The sequence below is a fragment of the Janthinobacterium sp. BJB301 genome, assembly GCF_002735685.1.
Taxonomy (GTDB): Bacteria; Pseudomonadota; Gammaproteobacteria; order Burkholderiales; family Burkholderiaceae_D; genus Janthinobacterium; species Janthinobacterium lividum.
Genome location: NZ_PDZJ01000001.1, coordinates 204,216 through 226,464, shown reverse-complemented (window position 1 = coordinate 226,464; position 22,249 = coordinate 204,216). Strand labels below are relative to the sequence as shown.

The 22,249-nt window shown below is 63.1% G+C and carries 24 protein-coding genes; 11 read left to right on the top strand and 13 right to left on the bottom strand.

Features of this window, described 5'->3' with window-relative positions; all coding sequences use genetic code 11:
* Positions 1-161: 161 nt before the first annotated feature.
* From CSQ91_RS01110 to CSQ91_RS01100, 3 genes are read left to right on the top strand one after another with little or no spacing between them, the layout of a single operon-like run.
* The gene (locus CSQ91_RS01110; protein WP_034786166.1) at positions 162-671 is read left to right on the top strand and encodes a ProQ/FINO family protein; all 510 of its coding nucleotides are present in this window, start codon (positions 162-164) and stop codon (positions 669-671) included.
* Between the two features lie 9 nt (positions 672-680).
* Positions 681-1,328 (top strand): 3'-5' exonuclease, encoded by a 648-nt coding sequence (locus tag CSQ91_RS01105; RefSeq protein WP_070254960.1) that lies wholly within the window; start codon positions 681-683, stop codon positions 1,326-1,328.
* Between the two features lie 20 nt (positions 1,329-1,348).
* Complete coding sequence (locus CSQ91_RS01100; protein WP_099387141.1) at positions 1,349-1,777, top strand: SMI1/KNR4 family protein; 429 nt, start codon at positions 1,349-1,351, stop codon at positions 1,775-1,777.
* A 21-nt stretch (positions 1,778-1,798) separates the two neighbouring features.
* On the opposite strand, the gene CSQ91_RS01095 is transcribed toward CSQ91_RS01100, so the two are convergent.
* Both CSQ91_RS01095 and CSQ91_RS01090 read right to left on the bottom strand, forming a co-directional pair.
* Positions 1,799-2,146 (bottom strand): DUF4870 domain-containing protein, encoded by a 348-nt coding sequence (locus tag CSQ91_RS01095; RefSeq protein WP_034786172.1) that lies wholly within the window; start codon positions 2,144-2,146, stop codon positions 1,799-1,801.
* A 99-nt stretch (positions 2,147-2,245) separates the two neighbouring features.
* On the bottom strand, positions 2,246-3,658 hold the full coding sequence (locus tag CSQ91_RS01090; RefSeq protein WP_099387140.1) for an aminotransferase-like domain-containing protein: 1,413 nt from the start codon (positions 3,656-3,658) through the stop codon (positions 2,246-2,248).
* 163 nt (positions 3,659-3,821) lie between these two features.
* Between CSQ91_RS01090 and CSQ91_RS01085 the strand changes: the two genes are divergently transcribed.
* The 4 genes from CSQ91_RS01085 (at position 3,822) to CSQ91_RS01070 (ending at position 6,598) form a co-directional block, all read left to right on the top strand.
* Positions 3,822-4,556, top strand: a complete 735-nt coding sequence (locus CSQ91_RS01085) for a c-type cytochrome (protein ID WP_257217185.1) — start codon at positions 3,822-3,824, stop codon at positions 4,554-4,556.
* Positions 4,553-5,827, top strand: a complete 1,275-nt coding sequence (locus tag CSQ91_RS01080) for a cytochrome c (RefSeq protein WP_099387138.1) — start codon at positions 4,553-4,555, stop codon at positions 5,825-5,827. The genes CSQ91_RS01085 and CSQ91_RS01080 overlap by 4 nt, the downstream gene beginning before the upstream one ends.
* 76 nt (positions 5,828-5,903) lie before the next feature.
* A complete protein-coding gene (locus CSQ91_RS01075; protein ID WP_092612591.1) occupies positions 5,904-6,185 on the top strand; it encodes a type II toxin-antitoxin system HigB family toxin in 282 nt (93 codons plus the stop codon).
* Positions 6,173-6,598: a helix-turn-helix domain-containing protein gene (locus CSQ91_RS01070; RefSeq protein ID WP_092612588.1), complete on the top strand. Its 426-nt coding sequence runs from the start codon at positions 6,173-6,175 to the stop codon at positions 6,596-6,598. Before CSQ91_RS01075 ends, CSQ91_RS01070 begins: the two co-directional genes overlap by 13 nt.
* A gap of 52 nt (positions 6,599-6,650) precedes the next feature.
* Here CSQ91_RS01070 and CSQ91_RS01065 read toward each other — a convergent pair whose 3' ends face one another.
* Positions 6,651-7,286 (bottom strand): SAM-dependent methyltransferase, encoded by a 636-nt coding sequence (locus tag CSQ91_RS01065; protein ID WP_070224987.1) that lies wholly within the window; start codon positions 7,284-7,286, stop codon positions 6,651-6,653.
* A 188-nt stretch (positions 7,287-7,474) separates the two neighbouring features.
* Between CSQ91_RS01065 and CSQ91_RS01060 the strand changes: the two genes are divergently transcribed.
* The gene (locus tag CSQ91_RS01060; protein WP_099387137.1) at positions 7,475-8,260 is read left to right on the top strand and encodes a head GIN domain-containing protein; all 786 of its coding nucleotides are present in this window, start codon (positions 7,475-7,477) and stop codon (positions 8,258-8,260) included.
* Between the two features lie 60 nt (positions 8,261-8,320).
* Here CSQ91_RS01060 and CSQ91_RS01055 read toward each other — a convergent pair whose 3' ends face one another.
* Both CSQ91_RS01055 and purU read right to left on the bottom strand, forming a co-directional pair.
* A complete protein-coding gene (locus CSQ91_RS01055; RefSeq protein ID WP_034786185.1) occupies positions 8,321-8,863 on the bottom strand; it encodes a YaeQ family protein in 543 nt (180 codons plus the stop codon).
* A gap of 50 nt (positions 8,864-8,913) precedes the next feature.
* A complete protein-coding gene (gene purU / locus CSQ91_RS01050) occupies positions 8,914-9,795 on the bottom strand; it encodes a formyltetrahydrofolate deformylase (protein WP_034786194.1) in 882 nt (293 codons plus the stop codon).
* Positions 9,796-10,140: 345 nt separating this feature from the next.
* On the opposite strand from purU, the gene CSQ91_RS01045 reads away from it, so the two are divergent.
* From CSQ91_RS01045 to CSQ91_RS01035, 3 genes are all read left to right on the top strand, one after another.
* Entirely contained in the window at positions 10,141-10,653 is a 513-nt protein-coding gene (locus CSQ91_RS01045) for a phasin family protein (protein WP_099387136.1), read from the top strand.
* 61 nt (positions 10,654-10,714) lie between these two features.
* Positions 10,715-11,098, top strand: coding sequence for a KGG domain-containing protein (locus CSQ91_RS01040; protein ID WP_070254975.1), 384 nt, complete (start codon positions 10,715-10,717; stop codon positions 11,096-11,098).
* Positions 11,099-11,260: 162 nt separating this feature from the next.
* Positions 11,261-11,773, top strand: coding sequence for a YgjP-like metallopeptidase domain-containing protein (locus tag CSQ91_RS01035; RefSeq protein WP_034758768.1), 513 nt, complete (start codon positions 11,261-11,263; stop codon positions 11,771-11,773).
* Between the two features lie 95 nt (positions 11,774-11,868).
* Here CSQ91_RS01035 and CSQ91_RS01030 read toward each other — a convergent pair whose 3' ends face one another.
* From CSQ91_RS01030 to CSQ91_RS00995, 8 genes are all read right to left on the bottom strand, one after another.
* Complete coding sequence (locus CSQ91_RS01030) at positions 11,869-12,465, bottom strand: PEP-CTERM sorting domain-containing protein (protein ID WP_099387135.1); 597 nt, start codon at positions 12,463-12,465, stop codon at positions 11,869-11,871.
* 313 nt (positions 12,466-12,778) lie between these two features.
* Entirely contained in the window at positions 12,779-13,324 is a 546-nt protein-coding gene (locus CSQ91_RS01025) for a TIGR00730 family Rossman fold protein (RefSeq protein ID WP_034786386.1), read from the bottom strand.
* 11 nt (positions 13,325-13,335) lie between these two features.
* Complete coding sequence (locus tag CSQ91_RS01020) at positions 13,336-14,109, bottom strand: hypothetical protein (RefSeq protein ID WP_034786202.1); 774 nt, start codon at positions 14,107-14,109, stop codon at positions 13,336-13,338.
* Positions 14,110-14,150: 41 nt separating this feature from the next.
* Positions 14,151-14,822, bottom strand: coding sequence for a TetR/AcrR family transcriptional regulator (locus CSQ91_RS01015; RefSeq protein WP_034786204.1), 672 nt, complete (start codon positions 14,820-14,822; stop codon positions 14,151-14,153).
* A 138-nt stretch (positions 14,823-14,960) separates the two neighbouring features.
* Complete coding sequence (locus CSQ91_RS01010; RefSeq protein WP_099387134.1) at positions 14,961-15,578, bottom strand: phasin family protein; 618 nt, start codon at positions 15,576-15,578, stop codon at positions 14,961-14,963.
* A 135-nt stretch (positions 15,579-15,713) separates the two neighbouring features.
* The gene (locus CSQ91_RS01005; RefSeq protein ID WP_099387133.1) at positions 15,714-19,352 is read right to left on the bottom strand and encodes an EAL domain-containing protein; all 3,639 of its coding nucleotides are present in this window, start codon (positions 19,350-19,352) and stop codon (positions 15,714-15,716) included.
* A 301-nt stretch (positions 19,353-19,653) separates the two neighbouring features.
* Positions 19,654-20,613: an esterase/lipase family protein gene (locus CSQ91_RS01000; protein WP_099387132.1), complete on the bottom strand. Its 960-nt coding sequence runs from the start codon at positions 20,611-20,613 to the stop codon at positions 19,654-19,656.
* Complete coding sequence (locus CSQ91_RS00995; protein ID WP_099387131.1) at positions 20,610-22,244, bottom strand: GMC family oxidoreductase; 1,635 nt, start codon at positions 22,242-22,244, stop codon at positions 20,610-20,612. The genes CSQ91_RS01000 and CSQ91_RS00995 overlap by 4 nt, the downstream gene beginning before the upstream one ends.
* Positions 22,245-22,249 lie beyond the last annotated feature (5 nt).

Genomic DNA, 22,249 nt, shown 5'->3' with positions numbered 1-22,249 from the left:
TACGGGGTCCAGTCATCAGCGCAAGCCGACATTATACACATTTCCCGCATTTCGCGCTTGGCACGGCCAGCCACGCGCAGGCAGATCGCAGCGCAAGTTGCCAAAAAAGACAATGCACTTGCCTGTGGCGCGTGCTATGCTCCCCTTTTATAGCCCAACCAATGATGTCGATGACCAGCTCCACGCCAGACCAGCAAGCCACCACTCCTGACACGCCAGTCGATGCAGCCCCAGCGGCGGCACCGGCCGCAGCGACCACGCCGGCACCTGCCGGCCTGACCGCGCGCGCCCTGCTGAAGCAGTTCCAGGAGCAATTCCCGCCATTCCGCGATTGCCTGCCCTTGTCGATCGGTATCGACAAGCAGATCCTGGCGCGCCTGCCGGACCTGGACCGCAAGCTGATGCGCACGGCGCTGGGCATCCACACGGGTTCGCTGCGCTACCTGCGCGTGATGGAAAAAGCCAAGGTACGCTACGACCTCGACGGCACCGCCGGTGCGGAAGTGACGCAAACCCACCGCGACCACGCCACGCAAGTATTGCAGCAACGCTTCAAGAAGGAAGCCGAGCGCAAGAAAGCCGAGCGCGACGCGGCCGCCGCGGAAGAAGCGAGCCGTTTGCGCCTGGAAAAACTGAATCAGCTGACCGCGAAATTCTCGCGCAAAGGCTGATCCGGTTTCATGGACACAGCTGCCGCACCGCCACTGCCCCCCTATCAAGGCATTGCCCTCGACCACGTCAAGCTGGTACGCACCAGCGATGATGCAAAAGCGGCCATGGCCGCCCTGCTGGCAGCGGACGCCATCGGCTTCGATACGGAATCGAAGCCGACTTTTGTGAAGGGCGAGTCCTCCACGGGCCCCCATCTGATCCAGCTGGCCACCGACGACATCGCCTACCTGTTCCAGGTGGGCAGCACGCCGGCGCCGGCCCTGGCCGAACTGAAAGCCATCCTCGAATCGACCACCACCCTGAAAGTGGGTTTTGGCCTGTCCGACGACGTCAAGCGCCTGCGCAACAAGCTGGGCATCGCCCCGGCCCAGGTGCTCGACCTGTCCGTCGCCCTGCGCGGCGGCCAGCGCAACGACCTGGGCGCGAAGACGGCCGTGGCGAAGTTCTTCGGCCTGCACCTGCAGAAATCGAAAAAGATCTCCACCACCAACTGGGCCACGTCGCGCCTGACGGAAAAGCAGATCCTGTACGCGGCCGACGATGCGCAAGTGGCCCTGCGCGTGTACCGCCGCTGGATCGCCGACGGCGGTAAAGTGGCGCCGCAAAAAGCCCCGCGCGCCAGCACGCCACCGGCCCCGCCACCCATCGCCGCCTGAGCAGGCGCGCCTTCCGCAGCATGAACAAGAGCAAGTCCATCGGCACCACGCTTGACGCGATCGCCGCCGCCGAACAGGCGCTGGGGCGCGAACTGCCAGCGTCCCATGTGCAATGGTTATTGGCGAACAATGGACGCGCACTGGGCGCCTTGACTGTATTTCCCGTCTACGACGCGGACCATGCGCGCAAGACATGGGAATCGATCACGCGCCACTACCGCGAAGGCTGGCAGGAATGGCTGGAGAGTAGGGGCGACAGCGGCAACGACGCCAGTAGCCTGCTGCCCTTCGCCCAGTTCGGCACGGGCGATTACTATTGTTTTGACTATGCACAAACGGGGCCGACCGGTGAACCGGTGGTCGTGCTGTGGTCGCACGAAACAGGCGCCGCCACCGCGGTGGCGCCCGGCTTTGCCGCATTCCTGATACTGCCCGGCCGACCGGGCTGAAACCCGGCGGCCGGCGCAGTCTTATTTGACGAGCCGCAAGGTCAGGGGATAACGGTAAGTGACTCCGTTGCTGGCCTTCACGGCCGCGACGATCGAGCACACCAGGTTGGCCAGCGCCACGATCCAGAACAGGAACAGGCCGATCAGCACGAACGACAGGATGAAGCAGGCGAAATACCAGATGATCAGGGTGATCTGGAAATTCAGCGCTTCGCGGGCGTTCTCGGCCGAGAATTTATCCGCATCGTCCTTCTTGATCAAATAAATGATCAGCGGCGCCACCCAGCTGGTGAACAGGCCGCCAACATGGGACAGAATGGCGATCGTCGTATCTTGCGTACGACCCACTTCCGGCTGCGTGTTATCCATTATCATTCCCATCATTAGTTATAGATACACCAATATAACAGCAATATTTCTTTTTGGAATGAAACACTTGCTGTCGCCAGGGACTTTTTTTCTTCTAAGCTATGCCGCCGCCAGCGCCAGCCGCCCCAGGGTGGCGATGGCCTCTTCCAGCTGCGGGCTCCAGGGGTGGCCATAATTGAGGCGGATACAGTGGCGAAACGCGCGCGTGGCGGAAAAAATGGGGCCGGGCGCGATGCTGATGCCGGCCGCCAGCGCGCTGCGGTGCAGGGCCAGCGCATCGATACCGGCAGGCATTTCCACCCAGACGAAATAGCCGCCCTGCGGCCGCGTGACCCGCGTGCCGGGCGGAAAATGCACGGCAATGGCTTGCAGCATGGTACTTTGCTGCGCCGCGAGGGTCAGCCGCAACTGGCGCAAATGGCGGTCGTAACCGCCCTGCGCCAGGTAGTCGGCCAGCGCCATCTGCAGCGGTATCGGCGCCGACAGGCTGGTGGTCAGTTTCAAGCGCTCGACCTGGCGCGCGTAGCGGCCCGCCACGGCCCAGCCCAGGCGAAAGCCGGGCGCCAGGGTCTTGGAAAACGAGCTGCAATGCATCACCAGACCCGCGCCGTCATGGCTTTTCGTCAGGCCTGGACGCTGCTTGCCAAAGTACAGCTCGCCATACACGTCATCCTCGATCAGCGGCACGCCATGGCGCGCCAGCAGTTCGACCAGCGCGCGCTTCTTTTCCGGCGGCATCAGGCTGCCCAGGGGATTCTGGAAATTCGTCATCAGCCAGCACGCCTTGGGCTGGTGGCGCTGCAGCAACTCTTCCAGCGCCGCCAGGTCGACGCCGTCGCGCGGGCTGGTGGCAATTTCCACCGCCTTCAGTTCCAGCCGTTCCAGCGCCTGCAGGCACGCATAGAAGCTGGGCGACTCGATCAGCACCGTGTCGCCGGGCCGCGTGACGGCTTGCAGGCACAGGTTCAGCGCTTCCAGCGCGCCATTCGTGATGACGATGTCGTCGCTGGACACGAGCACACCGTCGAGCTGGTAGCGCAGGGCGATCTGGCGGCGCAGCTCCGCATTGCCCTGTGACAAATCCGTGACGGTGCTCCACGGATCGAGGCGGCGCATGCTGGCCGACACGGCCCGTGCCAGCCGTTCCATCGGAAACAGATGCGGGCTGGGAAAAGCCGAACCGAAGGGCACGATATCGCGCGCGCCCACGGCGCCCAGCACCTCGAACACAAGGTCGCTGACATCCACGGTGGTGCTGGCGTCGAGCGGATGGGAACTGTCCGGTTCGGGCGCCAGCGCGGCGCGCTGCGGCGCCACGTAGTAGCCGGAGCGGGGCCGCGAGACGATCATGCCGCGCGCTTCGAGCAAATAGTAGGCCTGGAACACCGTCGACGGGCTCACGCCCCTGCGCGCATGCTGCTGGCGCACGGAGGGCAACTTATCGCCAGGCAGCAACAACTGCGCACTGATCATGGCGGCGACTTCTTCCGCCAATTCCTCATATCGTTTCAACCCTGCTCCTCAAACTGATCCGTAGTTTTATTGCACAACTGATCCTGTCACAGTGACAGCACCCGGTATATGCTAGGGTAACAACATCCGGGCAGCAACACCGGCACGCCATCCCGACCGACGAGACAGCTCATTTCCCATGCCATTTCCCATGCGACTTTCCATGCTACTGCATTTCCCCCTCGTGCCGGTGCTGACCCTGGCCCTGGCCGTCGCACTGCCCGGCATGACGCTGGCCGCGCCCGCCGCCATCTCCGCCAGCCACGACAGCCTGGAACAGCGCATCAAGGCGTGCACGGCCTGTCATGCGCAACAGGAGCGCCACGATGCCTTCTTTCCCCGCATCGCCGGCAAGCCGGCCGGCTACCTGTACAACCAGCTGCTGAACTTTCGCGAGGGACGGCGCCAGTATCCGCTGATGAACTATATGGTCGAACACTTGCCGGACGATTACCTGCGCGAAATTGCCGAGTATTTTGCAGCACAGCACCCGGCCCCGCCGCCGGCCCAGCCCAGCAGCGCCGGCACGACGGCCCTGGCGCGCGGTAGACAATTGGTGCTGCAAGGCGATGCCGGCAAAAAGATTCCCGCCTGTATCGCCTGCCATGGCCAGCAGCTGGCTGGCGTGGCGCCCGCCATCCCCGGCTTGCTGGGCTTGCCGCGCGACTATATCAACGCCCAGCTGGGCGCCTGGAAGAACGGCATCCGCCGCGCCCATGCGCCCGACTGCATGGCGCAAGTGGCGCAGCGCCTGTCGGACGCGGACGTGGGCGCCGTCTCGGCCTGGCTGGGCACGCAAGTGGCATCGGCCGACGCGCGCCCCGCCAGCAGCATCGCCCTGCCCTTGCCGCTGCATTGCGGCGGCGTGCCGGGCTCCGCCGCGCAGGTGGCGCCATGAAAAAATGGATGATCGCAGCCGCCATCGCGGCCATCGTCGCGGCCGGCGCCAAATTCGTGCTGTACCCTGACGACGATCCGGGCCCGCCCGCCGTGGCCAGCACCCTGAACCAGGAACAGCTCGTCGCGCGTGGCGCCTACCTGGCCAAGGCGGGCGACTGCATGGCTTGCCACACGACGCGCGGCGGTGTGCCGTATGCGGGTGGACGCGCCTTGCAGACGCCGTTCGGCAAGGTGCTTTCGCCCAACATCACGGCCGACAAGGAAACGGGCATCGGCAGCTGGACGGCCGACGATTTCTGGCGCGCCATCCACAACGGCAAGTCGAAGGATGGCCGGCTGCTGTATCCGGCCTTTCCCTACACCAGCTACACCAAGGTAAAGCGCGAGGACAGCGACGCCTTGTATGCGTATTTCCAAAGCGTGCCGCCGCACAAGCAGGCGAACGCGCCGCACGCGCTACGCTTCCCCTACAACCAGCAGATCGCGCTGGCCGCCTGGCGCGCGCTGTACTTCAAGCCGGGCGTGTACCAGCCGCTCACGACGCAAAGCATGGAATGGAACCGCGGCGCCTACCTGGTACAGGGCCTGGGCCACTGCAGCGCCTGCCATAGCAGCCGCACGACGCTGGGCGGCAGCGACGACGGCCTGTCGGGCGGCCTGATCCCCGTGCTGGGCTGGTACGCGCCGTCGCTGACGTCGGATGCGGAAGCGGGCCTCGGCGACTGGGACACGGCGCATATCGTGGCATTGCTGCAAACGGGCGTGTCGCCGCGCGCCACCGTCTTCGGCCCCATGGCCGAAGTCGTGCGGCAAAGCTTGCAGCACATGAGCACGGCCGACGTGCAGGCCATGGCCGTCTACCTGAAAAGCCTGCCCGGCCCCGCGCAGCCCGCACGACGGGCGCCGCGCGACACGTCGGAGCAAGCCCGGCAGCAACTGGCCCTGGGCGCGAAACTGTATGAGGCGCAATGCGCGAGCTGCCACCAGGCCGACGGCAAGGGCGTGCCGCCCGGCTACCCGCCGCTGGCCGGCAACCGCGCGTTGACGACGGAGTCGGCCGTCAATGCCATCCGCCTCGTGCTCAACGGCGGCTTTGCGCCCGGAACCCGCAGCAACCCGCGCCCCTACGGCATGCCGCCGTTCGGCCCCGTCATGGATGATGCGGAAGTGGCCGCCGTGGTGACCTATCTGCGCGCGTCGTGGGGCAATGATGCGCCGGCCGTGTCGGCCCTGGAGGTGAACAAGTACCGCAGCGTGCCGCTGGAGTAGCGCCGTTTGACGATTATCTCAAATTGAGATAATCTGTACATCACGATATCACTTCGTCACAGCATCGCTTTGGCATATGCGCATCGTCGCCAACAAGGCTTTGATGGATTTCGCCAGAAAACACCCGCTGGCGGGCGAACCCATGCAAGCGTGGCGCAAGGTCATCGAATCGCGTCCGTTTGCCAATTTCGCCGTGCTGAAGTCGACATTTAACGCCACCGATCGCGTCGGTGATTACTATGTTTTTAATATCGGCGGCAATAAGTACCGGATCATCGCCGCGATTCACTTCAATCGCCAACTGCTATTCATCCGGGAAGTATTGACGCATAAGGAGTACGACGCATGGAAACCTTGATGCATCGTGAAATGATTACGGAAATCACTGTCCACTATCAAGCCCTGTCCAAGCTCGTTCCTCTGCAGGCAATTCCTGATGCGGCCGCTTATGAACAGGCTGTCAGCGTATTGCATCATCTGTTGGACGCCGGGGCGGCCGATGAACAGCATCCGCTGGCCGGTCTGGTTGACAGTATCGGCCGGCTGATCGGCGACTACGATCAGGAGCATTTTCCGCCTGCCGCCGTGTCGCCTGCCGCGACACTGCGCCTGTTGATGGAACAGCATGCGCTGACGCAATCCGACCTGCCGGAAATTGGCACCCAGGGCGTCGTCTCTGAAATACTCAGCAGCAAGCGCGCATTGAATGTGCGGCAGATCAAGGCCCTGACACAACGGTTCAATGTTCCCGCCAGTGTGTTCATGGCGTAAGCCAATAAAAAAACCGGCCAGCGCCGGTTTTTTTTATGTCAGGCAGCAATTCTCAGCGGAACTTGCTCTTGTGCCCTGTCTTCAAATCCAGCGCATAGCGCACGCCGTTGTCCGTCAACATGACTTCATCGGGCGGCTCTTCCCCGGCCAGGGCGCCGTCGATCAGGGGCAAGCCTTCGCCCTTGCGCATCAGGTCGTCGCAGCGCTCGTACACGTTCACGCAACCGGTGGACGCCATCAGCGATTGCACGATGGCCACTTTCCACGCATCGACGCCGCCGGCGTTGAATTCGCAGATCAGGTAGCCTTGCACGCCGCCGAACAGCTGCACCACCAGGCCGGGCAAGCCCTCGTCTTCGCCCTTGATCAGGGTCAACAGCTGGTTTTCGCCCGCCTTCTTGATGGCTGGCAGTTTTTTCTCGATGGCGGCCTTGACGCGGCGCTTGATCAGCGCGTGGTCGACAGGTTCGTCTTCCTTGAAGCTCCAGATGCGCGCGCGGATCTGCGACTTCGAATTGTAGGCGGCACGGGCGATGAACTGCTTCGACGAGCTTTGCACGATGGCCGTCGAGCCCGGCTTCATTTTTTCCTGCGGCTTGCCCTCGACTTTTTCTATCGCGGACGCGTAGATCCACGATTGGCCCAGCAAGCTCTTTTCCTTGCCCTGTTTGATGGTGATGATCAGCATGTAATTCCAGTAGTGTGAGCGGCGCGAGCCGGTCGTCGTATGTCCAATACCGGCATGATACCTCATGCCATCCTGTCGCATCCTCCTGCATTCCATGCCGCTGCCGGTGCAGTCTGTCGCAGCGCGGTACGCAAGCCTGGCCGGCTGGCATACCATGCACACAGTCCAATTCCAAACAGGGAGCAAGAATGACACACGCAATTTTCCAAGCCCGCCATGCCCGCGCCGTGACCACCCTGCTGCTGGCCGCCTGCGCGCTGGCCATCCCGGCAGCGCCGGCGCTGGCGTCGCCGCTCGACTGGATTTCCGGCAACAGCATCCAGGGCAGCGGCAAGCTGCAAAAGCAGACGCGCGAAGTGGGCAGTTTCCATGCCGTGGCGCTGAACGTACCGGGCACGGTCGAATTGCGTATCGGCAACACGGACAGCGTCACCGTCGAGGCCGACGACAATATCCTGCCGCTGATCGAGACGGCCGTGGAGAACGGCACCTTGCGCATCCGCCCCGCCAAGCGCAACGCCAACTTCCGCCAGAGCAGCCTGACCATCGTCATCCAGGCGCGCCAGGTGGAACGCATCAGCGTGGGCGGCTCGGGCAACGTCACGGCCACGGGCTTGCGCGCCGAGAATCTGCGCTTCGACGTGGGCGGCTCCGGCTCCATCCACGCGCGCGACCTCGACAGCCGCCAGGTCTCCGTGGCCATCGGCGGCAGCGGCAACTTCAAGGCCAGCGGCAAGACGGAGCAACTGACGGCCTCCATCGGCGGCTCGGGCAATATCCAGGCGGGCAAGCTGGCCGCACGCGAGGTGCAGGTGAGCATCGGCGGCTCGGGCGAGGCGCAGGTGTGGGCCAAGGATGACTTGACCATCAGCATCGGCGGCTCGGGCGAAGTCAGCTACTACGGCGATCCGCGCATCAGCCGCAGCATGCAGCGTTCGAGCAGCATCAAGCGGCTGGGCAGCGCGCCGAACTAAGCGCCCGCAATGAAAAAAGCCCGGAGCGATCCGGGCTTTTTGCGTTGCAAACGGTAAAAATCAGCGGGCCGGCTTCACCGGTTCGCGGTCGATCAGGACCGTGTTGACGCTGTCCGTCAGCCAGATCTGGCCATCCTGGATCGTGCATTGCAGCTGCATGCTGCGCTGCGCCAGCTTGCTCATGTCTTGCGCCGCCTCGGATGGCAGGTTGATCACGGTCAAGTTCTTCGCCCGTTCCAGTTTATTCGCGATCTGCTTCCACCAGATGTGGCTGGTTGCGCCATAGCTGTAGACGATCACCTGTTCCGAACGACCGCAGGCCTTCAGGATGCGCTTTTCGTCCGGCTGGCCCACTTCGATCCACAGCTGGATGGCGCCCGTCAAGTCTTTCTGCCACAGGTCGGGCTCTTCCGTATCGAACAGGCCCTTGGTAAACGTCAGCGCCTCGTCGGCGTGGATGGCGAACGCCAGCAGGCGCACCATCATGCGCTCGTCCGTTTCGGACGGGTGGCGCGCCAGGGTCAGCGCGTGATCCTGGTAGTAATTGCGGTCCATGTCGGCGATCTGCAGATCGGCTTTGAAAATTGTTGCTTTGAGGGCCATCGTGTTTCTGTCTCGGTAAAGTGGATGTCAATATTGTACGGGCGAAGGTATCAGCGGAAAACCACGGTCTTGTCGCCATTTTTCAGGATGCGGTGCTCGACGAACCATTTCACGGCGCGCGCCAGCACCACGCACTCGACGTCGCGGCCGATGGCCGTCAGGGTTTCGGCATCCATCGCATGGTCGACGCGCTCGACGTCCTGCTCGATGATCGGGCCTTCATCCAGGTCGCCCGTGACGAAGTGGGCCGTCGCGCCGATCAGCTTGACGCCGCGGTGATGCGCCTGCGCATACGGCTTGGCGCCCTTGAAGCTGGGCAGGAAGGAATGGTGGATATTGATGGCGCGGCCATCGAGCGCCTGGCACAGGCCCGGCGACAGGATCTGCATGTAGCGGGCCAGCACCACCAGGTCGATCTTGTGCGTGTCCATCAAGTCGATGATCTTCGCTTCCTGCGCCAGCTTGGCCGCTTCCGGCGCGCCGGCCGCCAGCGGCAGGTGATGGAAGGGAATATTGTAGCTGGCCGCCAGCTGGTAGAACTCCATGTGGTTCGACACGATGGCGGGAATTTCCACGTTCAGCAAGCCGCTCTTGTAGCGGAACAGCAAATCGTTCAGGCAATGGCCGATCTTCGACACCATCAGCATCACGCGCGGCTTGACGCGCGCATCGTGCAACTGGCCGTGGAAGGGGCCGTTCAATTGCATGGCTTGCGACAGGTCGGCGAAGTCGCTGCGCAACTGGGCGTCGCTGACGGCACCGTCTTCCAGCGCGAAATGCACGCGCATGAAGAACAGCTGGGATTCCTGGTCGCCGAACTGGGCGGAATCGAGGATGTTGCAGCCGCGTTCGGCCAGGAAGCCGGACACGCGGTGCACGATGCCGCGCTGGTCCAGGCAGGACAGGGTCAGGATGTATTCGGGATGCGTCATGGTCGCGGAATAAGGCAAAAAAGGTGGGCTATGCTCGGCTCAGCCACGCGCGCCGGCCATCGGCTGCGCTGCCGCGAGCCGGCTATTGTCGCACGGCCGGGCCTGTAAACCTGCATTTTCCACACAAGCAGCATGGCTGCCGGCGGCGGCAAGCTGATTCACGTTCATTTGATCTGGCGCAAAACCATCGCGTTTTTCCCCCATCCAGGCCCCATTCTCGCGCCAAACCGGCATCTGGCGTGGAACCTGGCACACCATCCGGCGTCTATCCCTTTGCTTGTTGCACCATACGCCGCATCCGGTACACCGGGTGTTTCCTGGATCCGCTTTTCATTGAGGTAGAACATGTTCACAACCAGTATGTCCCCCAGTTTCAGCCCCGCCCTGAAGTCCCATCTGGAGGCCCAGTGCAATTTCGCCACGGAACTATCGCGCAAGATGTTCGATACGGCGCAGCAACTGAGCGAGCTGCATCTGCGGCTGGCGCAAGACTTGCTGCAGGAATGGAGCAACGCCAGCCAGCAACTGCTGTGCGCGCGCGACACGGGCGAGTTCATGTCGCTGGCTGCTGCGCAGCTGCAGCCGGGCAGCAACAAGCTGCGCCAGTACCAGCAGCAACTCGGCAACCTCGTCGCCAACGCCAATGTCGAGATGAACCGCACGGCAGAGAACCACCTGCCCGAAGCGAGCCGCACGGCCGTGGCCTTCGCTGACGAAGTGGTGCGCAAGACGGCCGAGGAAACGGAAAAAGCCACGCAGCGCCAGCGTGAAATGATCGAAAAAATGCACGCCACGGGCCACCGCGATGGCGCCGGCCACAGCCGCGATACCGGCAGGCAATCCGATCAGGCGCATTGAAGACTTGAGTTAAACACGTGAGTTGAACACTGGACCCCCACTCGATAGCAAGGAGAGCGACATGGCTAACAATCAAGGTAATGAGCAGGGCAAAGGCGCTGGCAGCAGCCAGAAAGCCAGCGAATCGGGCAGCGCCAAAGGCACGAGCAAACGCGGCTTTGCCGCCATGAACGAGGAACAGCAACGTGAAATTGCCAGCAAGGGCGGCCAGGCAGCCCATCAAAAGGGCACGGCGCATGAATTCGACTCGGAAGAAGCACGCCGGGCCGGGCAGAAAGGCGGCGAAGCCGTCAGCCGCAACCGAGAACACATGGCGGAAATAGGCCGCAAGGGTGGCGAAAGCCGGCAATCGGCCCAGCGCGCCAATGAAAACCGCGGCGGCACGGCGGCGCGCAGCGGCAACACTGGCCGGCAGGGTGGCAAGGAAGAAGACGACAAGGGCTGATCCGGGCTGACGGGCTGACCGGGATTACCCGGCAGCGCGGCTTGACGAAGGCACAGGACGGCCCCGGCGGCCCCGCGCAAGGGCTGGCGCAGCGCGGGGCGCGGCGGTATGGTACATTCTCGGCTTACCGACACCTCCGCGCCCCGCCCCGCCCTTCCCCGCATGCAGCCATCCCTGAAATACCTGAGCGCCTATTCCGAACAAACGCAAGCGCAAGTGCAGCAACTGATCGCGCAAGACAAGCTGGGCGACGTCCTGTTGAAACGCTATCCTAACGCGCACGATGTGCGCAACGACAAGGCGTTATACCAGTATGTGCAGGACTTGAAGAATGAATTCCTGCGCAATGCCGAACCCATCAACAAGGTGGCGTTCGACAGCAAGATCCATGTGATCCAGCATGCGCTGGGTTTGCATACCTCGATCTCGCGCGTGCAGGGCGGCAAGCTCAAGGCCAAGCATGAAATCCGCGTGGCCACCATGTTCAAGGAAGTGCCGCTGGAATTCCTGCGCATGATCGCCGTGCACGAACTGGCGCATGTGAAAGAAAAGCAGCATGACAAGGCGTTCTACAAGCTGTGCACGTATATGGAACCGCAATACCACCAGTATGAATTCGACGTGCGCCTGTACCTGACCCAGCTCGACCTGTCAGGCCAGCGCCTGTGGTCATGACGTCAGGGTCATGAAGTCCACGTAACAATGCCGCCCGGCATCCACTGGGCGGCATTGTTACGTATGCGCCGGCATGGCCGGCACCATGTTCAGGCTCAGGCGGAGTTCTTGCGGCGAAGCATGAAGCCCAGCAGGCCCAGTCCGCCCAGCAGCATGCCGTAGGTGGCCGGTTCCGGTACGGCGCTGACAGTGGCGGAGATATTGTCAACCTGGAAGGTGTGCAAGGCGCCTTCCTTCCACGATGCCGACAGCAGATTGCTGAAACCCGTAAACGTGTAATCGGCAAAGGTGTGGCCGCCGCCAAGGCTGAAGGTCTGGGTCACCGTGCCGCCGCCCACTTGGTGGCCGACAAAGGTCACATCGAAGGAACCAGGCAAGCTCACGAAATCGGCCAGGCTGATCGAGCTCAGCGAGAAAGCGGCGCCATCGGCGCGCGACAAGGTCGTTGTCGACAGGGCTGTCGCACCCAAGCCAGCCGAGCCGGCATAGGCGAAGCTATCCTGATGTGCCGAGCTCAACAGGCCCAGGAAGCTGCTGTCAAAGTTATAGCCGCCTTCGGAGTAGGAATTGAATACGGAACCAAAGTAGCCGGGATGTTCGAGCGAATCGAAGCCGATCGTCGTCGTCTGCGCCTGAGCACCGCCAGCGGCTGCAAGAATGGCGGCGACAGCGGTCGCGCGCAAGAGGGTCATAGGTTTCAAAATAGCATCCTTTCGAGATGATGAAGTAGCGTGGCTGTGGCAACTTGAAATGGCTCGGCACCGTTTTTTAGGAGTCTTGTCGCGCTCACGGGTGTCCGATAGTCCTAACTTTTGAACAGGACAAGTAGACCACAACCATAATTAAAAAGCATCTTCATTTTCAAAATAACATGCATCTAGAGAAATATTATGGACATATATTTATCAATTGAATCATTGAGCGCGATCAATTTTCCCGTGTGGAAATAAAAAAAGCCATGCACTGCGCAGTGCATGGCTCCCTATCAATTTCCATGAAGAAAGATTAAGGCGCGCACTCCTTCAGGCGCTGCACCAGCGCGGCAGGATCGGCGTCGGCATTCAGGAACGCCGCGTGCTGCGGGCGGATAAAGCCCTGTTCCTTGCCGTTTTGCACGAAAGCGATCAAGCCATCATAGAAACGGTCGACATTGAGCAAGCCGATGGGCTTGGCGTGCAAGCCCAGCTGGGCCCACGTGAGCATCTCGAACAGCTCTTCCAGGGTGCCATAGCCGCCGGGCATGGCGATGAAGGCGTCAGACAGGCTGGCCATCATCGCCTTGCGCTCATGCATGTCCTTCACGATGAACTGGCGCGTCAAGCCCGTGTGGCCCACTTCGCGCTCGACCAGCTGGGTGGGAATCACGCCCGTCACTTCGCCGCCCAGGCGCAGCACTTCATCGGCGATCACGCCCATCAGGCCCACCTTGCCGCCGCCATATACGAGCGAGATATTTTCCGCCACCAGCACGCGCGCCAGTTCGCGCGCCGCCACGGCATAGTCCGGCGAGACGCCCGCATTGGCGCCACAGTACACACATAAAGCCTTGATCACAGTAATCCCTACCCTTTCAATTCATCGATCGCCGCCTCGACCTCGAGGCGCTCCTTGGCGTCCAGTGCCTCGCACTCGGCCGCCTTTTCATACAGTGCCAGCGCTTCCGCCAGCTTTTTCTTTCCGTCGAGCATATTCAAGGCGCGCGCATATTCGCTGTGCGCCAGCGCCGAATACGGCGTCAGGGCCAGTGCCGTCTTGAAGTGCTGATAGCCGTCTTCCTTGTTGGCGCCGTAGGTCAGGCTGCCTATCATGGCGCCGACCTTGTCGATAATTTCCGTATGATAAATCCCAAACGCGATATGCGCTTCCGCATGCATGGGCGCCACCGTCATCGTCCGGTCCAGGCTGTTGCGCACGCGCGCGCCCATACCCTGCGCCAGGGCCTTGACGACGGACGTGCCCAGCGCATAACGGCCCAGGCTGTAGGCATGCCAGTAGTAGCCGGCCGGATTGTCCGGCTGCTCGCTCTGCTGGCGCTCGCAGCGCTCCGCGACTTCTTCGTACATGTCGAGTTTCCGGCTGTCGTCCACTTCCAGGTGCGTGGCGTAGATGCAGGTCGCCTTGTGCGCCACCGCATAACCGGGCACGCCGACGGCCAGGCCCAGCTTCACGGCGCGCTCGAAGTCGCCCGCATGGAAGGCCAGCCAGGCTTGCACCAGCGCAGAGTGCGTGGGAAAGGGTTCCACGTCGCCCGCATGCAGGCGCGCCCAGGCCGCTTCCAGGGTTTGCGGCGTGTAGACATATGCCTCGTCCGGATAGGGGAATTGTTTCCAAGCCATATATCTCTCCTGTAAATAGCGACGTGGCGCCAGCAGCCGCGTCAGTCGTTCTTGAGTTTCGTCACATACTCTTCCGACAGTTTGCGAAACAGCAAATGCGTTTCATTGCGCAGATACGGGCCGATCAGGGACAGCACCTGGTAGCAGCCGCGCGCCAGCGCATCGGACATCGATTGCTGCTCGCTGTACTTGCGCGGGTTGCGCACATACTCGTACGACAGCCAGTAGGTGGCGACAACCACCATATTCGTCGCCATCGCAGCAATTTCCATGTCCGACGCTTCCAGCGACTGTTCGCTGCGCAAGTCTTCGCACAGCTGTGTGGCCACCTTGATCTTGTGCGCCAGGATCAGCTTGAAGTGCAATTCCAGTTTGCGGTTGCGCGACAGCAAATCATTGAGGTCGCGATAGAAAAAGCGGTAGCGCCAGATCAGTTCGAACATCAGGTGCAAATACAGCCAGACATCCTCGATATTCGAGCGGCGACCGTCGGGCACGGTCAGGATGCGTTCGATTTCCGCCTCGAACTGGACGAAGATCGAATTGACGATGTCGTCCTTGTTACGGAAGTGGTAATACAGGTTGCCGGGCGAAATGTTCATCTCTTCGGCAATCACGGTCGTCGTGATATTCGGCTCACCAAACTCATTGAACAGGCGCAGCGACAACTCCAGGATGCGTTCGCGGGTACGGCGTGGTGCTTTTTGTAGCATGGCGGGCAATCTCTCTGTGTTCTGCCTCAAGCATACCACCTAAAATAGCCATAATGAAACACTCCGCCCCTGGCCGCCGGCGAAAAACGCAGGCAAAAAAAAGCCTGCGCGAGCAGGCTGGAGGAATGCGGCGCCAGCTCAGGCGGCCGGCGCTTTTTTCTTCGCCGCCGGTCTCGCCGCCGGTTTGCTCAGCGGCTTGCTCACCGGTTTGGCTGCGGCGCGCGGCGCGGCCTTGGCTGCCGGCTTGGCCGTGGCCTTGGCGACGGCCGCTTTCGGTGCGGTTTTTGGCGCGGTTTTCGGTGCGGCTTTCGGCGCCGCCTTCACGGCGGGCTTGGCCGCAGCCTTCGGCCTGGGCGCCGGCGCGGCCTTGGCCGACAGCGCCGCCACTTGCCGGCTCAAGGCATCGATCTGCGCGTGCAGCGCGGCGAGGTCCTGTTGCGTGGGCACGCCGATGGTGGCCAGGGCGCGCGCGACGCGCTCTTCAAACACCTGTTCCAGCTTGTCCCAGGAGCCGCTGGCCTGCTTGCCCACGCCATCGGCCAGCTTGCTGACACTGTCGCTGACACCGGCCACCTTGTCTTCGGCGCGCTTCTGGAATTCCGTGCCTTCCTTTACCAGCTTGGAAAACACGCGCCCGCCCTCTTCCTGCGCCTTGGCAAAGGCACCGAGGCCCGCTTGCCAGATCTGCTGCGCGGACGAGCGCACGGCGCTTGCCAATTCCTTGTCTTCCGTCGGTTCCTTCAATTTCTTCACCATCGCCAGCTCCCGTCATGTGAAAGGCCATGCCACTTCATGGATGCATTTTATTCTAGTGAGCAAAACTAGAGACGGGGGTCTAATTCGATAGAAAACGGCTGCTCAAGGTGCGCCAGCGCACGCGGCGGCCAGAACCTAGGCCGCCGCCTTCACCTGGCCATGCAGCAGCTTGTGCAGGCGGAAGCCTTCGCGGATATTCTCGCGCAGCACGGCACCTTTCCACGGCTTGGTATAGAAGCGGTCGACGGCGCCGCGGTTGATGGCCGCCATGATGGGCGTCAGGTCGGCAAAAGCCGACAGCATGATGCGGAAGGTGTCAGGACACAGGTGCTTGACCCGCTCCATGAATTCGGTGCCGCTCATGAGCGGCATGCACTGGTCGCACAGGATCACCTGCACCTTGTGGCGCGCCAGGATGTCGAAGCCTTCGGCGGCCGTCTGCGCCGTGAGGATGCGGTAGCCGTCCTGCGCCAGGAAGTCGCTGAGCACGTCGAGCATGAAGACGTCGTCGTCGACGATCAGCAAGGTTTGCTGCTCTTCGCCACCGGCATCCTGCGGCGCCTGCAACAGCTTGCCGCCCATCAGCATCTGTTCGAATTCCTCGTGCGGCACGGGACGGCTGAAGTAATAACCCTGCATCTCGTCGCAGCCGTGGCGCCGCAAATAGGCCAGCTGCGCATCGTTTTCCACGCCTTCGGCGATCACTTCCAGCTTCATGCTGTGCGCCATGCTGATAATGGCCAGCACGATGGCCGCGTCGTCCGGATTGCTGGTCACTTCGCGCACGAAGGCGATGTCGATCTTCAGCTTGTCGATAGGGAAGCGCTTCAGGTAGGCCAGGCTGGAATAGCCGGTGCCGAAATCGTCGATGGAAATCTGGATGCCCAGCGCCTTCAGGTTGCGCAGCACGGCGATGGTTTCCTCGGCGTTCGACATGAGCGAGCTTTCCGTCAGCTCCAGCTCCAGCAGCTCGGGCGCGATATCGTATTTGCGGATCGCCTTGAGCACCTCCTCTTCCAGGCCGCCGACGAAAAACTGGATGCCCGACACGTTGACCGACAGGTGCACGGGCCCGATGCTGCTGGCGCCCCACTCGCTGATCTTCCTGCACGCTTCGTCGAGCACCCAGTTACCGACGCGCACGATCAGCCCCGTTTCTTCCAGCAGGGGGATGAACAGGGCTGGCGAGACCATGCCGTGGCCGGGGCGGCGCCAGCGTATCAGCGCCTCGGCGCCGCTGATGCGTCCCGAGATGATATTCACCTTGGGCTGGAAGAACAGCACGAATTCCTCGTTGTCGATGGCGCGCCGCAGGGCGTTTTCCATGTCCAGCCGCGCCATCGACTGCGCATTCATTTCCGCCGTGAAGAAGCGGAAGGCGTCGCGGCCCGCTTCCTTGGCGCGGTACATGGCCGTGTCGGCATATTGAATCAGCGTGTCCGCATCGATGCCATCGTCGGGGTACACGGATATGCCGATGCTGACCGTCACCGTCACCTCGTGGCCCTGCAAGTCGAAGGGCTTGCGCATCGCCTCGCGGATCTTGTCGACCACGCCCACGGCATGCTGGGCGCCATCGGGCAGTACCAGGATGGTGGCAAATTCATCGCCGCCAAAGCGGCCGATGGTATCGCGCACGCGCAGGCAATCGACGAGCCGGCTGGAAAACTGGCGCAGCAGATCGTCGCCGATGGTGTGGCCCAGGGTGTCGTTGATATTCTTGAAGCGGTCGATATCCATGAACAGCACGGCCACGGCCCACTGGTGCTCGGACGCCTGGGTCAGCGAATGGGTCAGCGAGGCGTAGAACTGGCTGCGGTTCGGCAAGCCCGTCAAGGTATCGAAATGCGCCAGCTTCATCAGGCGGTGCTCGGCATCCTTGCGCTCGGTGATGTCGCGCGCCACGGCCACCAGGATCCAGCTCTGCCCCGAGCGCAGGGTACGCCGCTGCACTTCCACCGACAGCGGCGAACCGTCCTTGCGCTGCAGCTGCAATTCCGTCATCGGGCCGCCCTGGTCGCCGGCCAGCAGCTTGTTGTACAGCTCTTCCAGCTGGGATTCGCCCTCGTGCGCGCGGCCCGGCCCCACGCGCAGGAAATCCTCGCGCTCGAAACCGAGCATGCGGCAAGCCGTCTGGTTGACGTCGACGAAGCACATGCCGGCACGGTCGACGAGGAAAATCGCGTCGGCCGTGGCATCCATCGCCAGGCGGAAGCGGCGCAAGTCTTCATCGAGGCGGATGCGCGCCGCCATGTCCAGGGTCAGCTGCTCATGGTGGCGCTTGATTTCGTCGTACAGCAGCAGGTTATCGTAGGCGACGGCGATCTGCGCCGCCACCGTGGCGGCGACGCGCTCGTCGACTTCGGAAAATTCATTCGCGCCCAGCTTGTCGACCAGGTACAGCCAGCCGTGGCTGCGCTCGCGCGAGGCGATGGCCACGCCCAGAAAGGAATGCACGGGCGGGTGCGTGTCGGGCAGGCCCAGCGCGCCGGGGTCGCCCTTCAAGCCGTTGACCCGGTAGGGCTGGCGCTGTTCCAGCAAGCGGTTCAGGATGCCCGTGCGCGGTGTGCTGGCGATGCGCTCGAGGTTTTTCTCGGCGCCGCACGAGGAAAAATAGCTGAGCTTTTCAGCGCCCTCTTCCAGCATGCCGATGCAGGCGTACTTGGAGACGCAGATATTCTGCGCCACCTTGCAGCCTGCCTCGATCAGGGCGCGCGGATCGCGTTCGGCGCCCAGCTCGATGCCCAGTTCGATCAGGGCCGTGAGGCGCAGGCTCACCGCCTGCAGGCTCGACAGCGAGCGCGACAGGCGCTCCGTCATGACGCCCAGGTCTTCGGGGATGACGGCCTGGCCCTCGCGCTGGCTGGCCAGCTGCGAAATCTGCTGGCTGCTCGATTCGAGTTCGTCGAGGTAGCCGCTGACCTGGTGCTCGATGCCGGCCAGCTTGCCCGTGGCGGGAGGCGCCGCGGCGCCGCTGGCCTCCGGCGCAGCCGGCACCTGGGCCGCCGCCGGCATCAGTCCCAGCGCCTCGTTCACGGTGCGCACGATGACTTCGGGGTCGGACGGTTTGGGCAGCACCCAGCGCACGCCGCACGCCTGCGCCAGCAAGATCGCTTCCTGTTCGCGGTAGGTGGCCGTATAGAAAATGATGGGCACGTCGGTCAGCACGGGATCGGCATGCACGCGCGTGACGAATTCGTAGCCGTCCATGTTCGGCATGAGGATGTCGGAAATGATCAGGTCCGGCCGCTCGGTGCGCAGGATTTCCAGCGCATCGGCGCCGTTCGCCGCTTCCAGCAGGCGGTGGCCGCCGTAACCGAGCAAAGCGGTCAGGAATTCGCGGTTCAGCACATGATCATCGACGATCAGGATGGTGGCTATGTCGTTTTTAACTGGCGTCGACGGCGCCCCGGGTAAAAAAGATTCCAGCTCCGCGACGAACAGGTCGGGCTCGATCGGCTTGCCGATGTAGCCATTGAAACCCGCTTCAAGCAGACGTTCGCGGTCGCCCACCATGGCCAGCGCCGTGACGGCCAGGGCCGGGATATTGCGCAGCTGCGGATCTTTCTTCAGCTCGGCCACCACGCCATAGCCATCGAGCTTGGGCAAATGCACGTCGCAAATGATCAAGTCCGGCAATTCGCTGCGCGCCATGCGCACGCCCTCTTCGCCGTCATAGGCGGCCAGCGGCGTGTACCCGAAGGCACGCAGCAAATACACCATCAATTCCATATTGGTGGCGTTATCTTCAATAATCAGGATACGTGCGGACAATTAGCGCCCCCAATAAAAACTGCATGGACTCATTTTCTGCCTGCGTTCAACTTTTCGCATGCGCGGGCTACATAACAATCCTACAATATCTTGCCATAGATCCTGAGAAAAATCTGGCCGCCGGACGTCTGCAGAACAGCGCAAGCGGCCTCAGGAACAATTTTTCCCGCTGCCCTTCTGACCTTAGCTTAATACAGTACGCCAGCGGAAAACAGCATTATCTGCCCATGGCGTTGTTAAACAGGGGCAACAGCAGAGTCAAAACAGACAGTCTTGCCATGCAGACAAAACACAACAGGAGTCAGGAAAAATGCGGGCAAGACGGAGGCTGGGCGACTTCGTTCTTGATAGTGATTTCTTCCAGCAGCTGACGCAGCACGCGCGCATCGCTGGCCAGCGCCACGTGGCCGATGCCGCCGAAGGCCAGATTGCGCGCGCCGGGCAGCTGCGCGGACGACTGCGGTGCGACGATATTGTCGTGATGCGAGTACATCGAGGTGATCAGGGCGCGCGTTGCCGGCGTCTCGCTGGCGGCCAGCTGCGCCAGCCAGGCGTCCGGGGCGCCATGGATACGGCTCATCTGCCGGGCATTCGCGCCTGCCGCCAGGTTGGCCAGCGCCGTGCCGTGGTGCGGCGTGCCGATGGTGATGATGCGCGCCACGCGGGCCGCGCCGTAATGGCGCAGCCAGGCGCGCGCCACCAGGCCGCCCATGCTGTGGGCGACGAGAATCACGCGGTCGCTGCCCGTGCGGGCGCGCAGCGCCTCGATGGCCTGCTCCACCTGCGGCACGCAATCCTCGATGTCGGCGACGATGGGTTCCAGGTCGACAGCGTCATGCGCGACGCCGGCCCGCGCCAGCTGGCGGCTCAGTTGCGCCCAGTAGCCGCGGTTGCACACATAGCCGTGTATCAGCAGCACCGGCAAGCCCCGGGAAGCCGTGGCGGCGTCCAGCGCATGCAGGCGCGGACGCAGCATGCCCCATGACGAGGCCCACAGGGTGGCGCGCAGTTCGCCCAGGAACAGCCGCGCGGCACCCCGCACACTCAATTGATATTCCTGTGGCACGGGGCTACCCAGCCGCCGGCTCTGCCAAAAATTGCGCGCCACGACCAGCGCGCGCACGGCCAGCAGCATGGCCAGCGCCAGCAACACGGCCTGCACCGGCGAAGCCACTCCCCACGCCTGCATGGCCAGGTACGCCAATCCCAGCACGGCCAGCACCTGCAGCAGCATCAGCCACTTGAGTATGCGTGCGATCATGCCGGCGCTGGAACGGGCACGGGTGCCGGTTTGCCCGTCAGCTCCCGCGCCAGGCCGCTGGCCAGGCGCGCGGCCAGCGCATACAGCGTCAATTGCGGATTGGCGCCTATCGACGTGGGCAGCAGCGAGCCGTCGTGCACGGACAAATTGCGCACGCCGTGGTAGCGGCCATCGGCACCCGCCACGCCCAGGCGCGCATCGTCCGACATGGCGCAGCCGCCCATCACGTGGGCCGACACCACCCGCGCCAGCAGCACCTTCATCGGCAAATCGCCGATGGCCTGCTTCGCCTGCGCCCAGCTGGTGTAATGGCTGGCCAGCTCGTGCACGGGATACACGCTCCGCGCGCCGGCCGCGAACTGGATTTCCGCCATCGACAGCAGCGCGCGCCGCACGCCATCCCACATAAAAGGCGTGAGCGGATAGTCGAGCACGGGCGCACCGAAACTGTCGATCGATACCGTGCCGCCCGCCGAATCATGGTGAAAGCCGTCGCGCAGCAGGGCCAGCAAGCCATGCGCATGGGGGAATTCGCGCATGGTGCGCGCGTGTTCATCGCCGAAACCGCCCATGGTGGTGGCCATCAGCAGCGGATGCAGCGGCGGCGCTTCGAGCTTGTAGCCGATGGGACCATCGATGGGCGCCGTGTGCAGGAAATGGTCGGAATAAATCGTCTGCGGCGCGCCCGCATAGGCGTCGACGCGCTGCGGGAACAGGCCCGCCGAGATCACCGTCGGATGCAGGAAGGTGCGCCGCCCCAGCAAGCCATGCGGATCCGGCGCCTGCGAGCGCAACAGCAGCGCCGGCGAATTGATGGCGCCGCCGGCCAGCACGAAGTGTCTGGCGCGCAAGGTGAGGCGCACACCCGTCGGCGCCTGCCCGGCGGCGTCGAGCGCCGTCACCTGCAGGCTGTCGATGCGCTCGCCCTTGAAGCTGAAACGCTCGGCGCGCGCATGCACGAGCAGGCCCGCGCCCAGCGCCAGCGCCGACGGGATCGTCGTCACCAGCATCGACTGCTTGGCGTTGGTCGGGCAGCCCATGCCGCAATAGCCGAGGTTCCAGCAGCCGTTCACGTTGCGCCGGATGGCGGCCGTGGGGATGCCCAGCGCCGTGGCGCCACGACGCAATAAATCGTTGTTTTCATTGGGCGGCGCGGCCCAGTCGCTCACGTGCAGGCGCTTTTCCATCATGGCGAACCACGGCGCCATGGCATCGACGGAATAGCCGGACAAGCCAAAATGCTTGCGCCAGTATTCGAGGGTGCCGGGCGGCGTGCGGAAGCTCGAGGTCCAGTTGACGGTGGTCGAACCGCCCACTGTGCGCCCCTGCAGGATATTGATCGCCTTGTCGCGCGTCTTGCGCGCGGCCGATTCCTGGTACAGCGCGGGATAGGCGTCCGCTTCGCGCATCTTGAAGTCTTGCGAGGACTTCAAGCCGCCCTCTTCGACGATCAGCACTTTGAGGCCGGCCAGCGCAAGGATTTCCGCCGTCACGCCGCCGCCGGCGCCGCTACCGATGATGACGACATCCGCCTCGAAGCTGCGGTCGGCGGCCACGGTGCTGGCGTCGGTGACGTTCCAGCCGCTGGCCACGCCGATGGCGATGGGGTCAAGAATGGGAGATGTGCTCATGGATG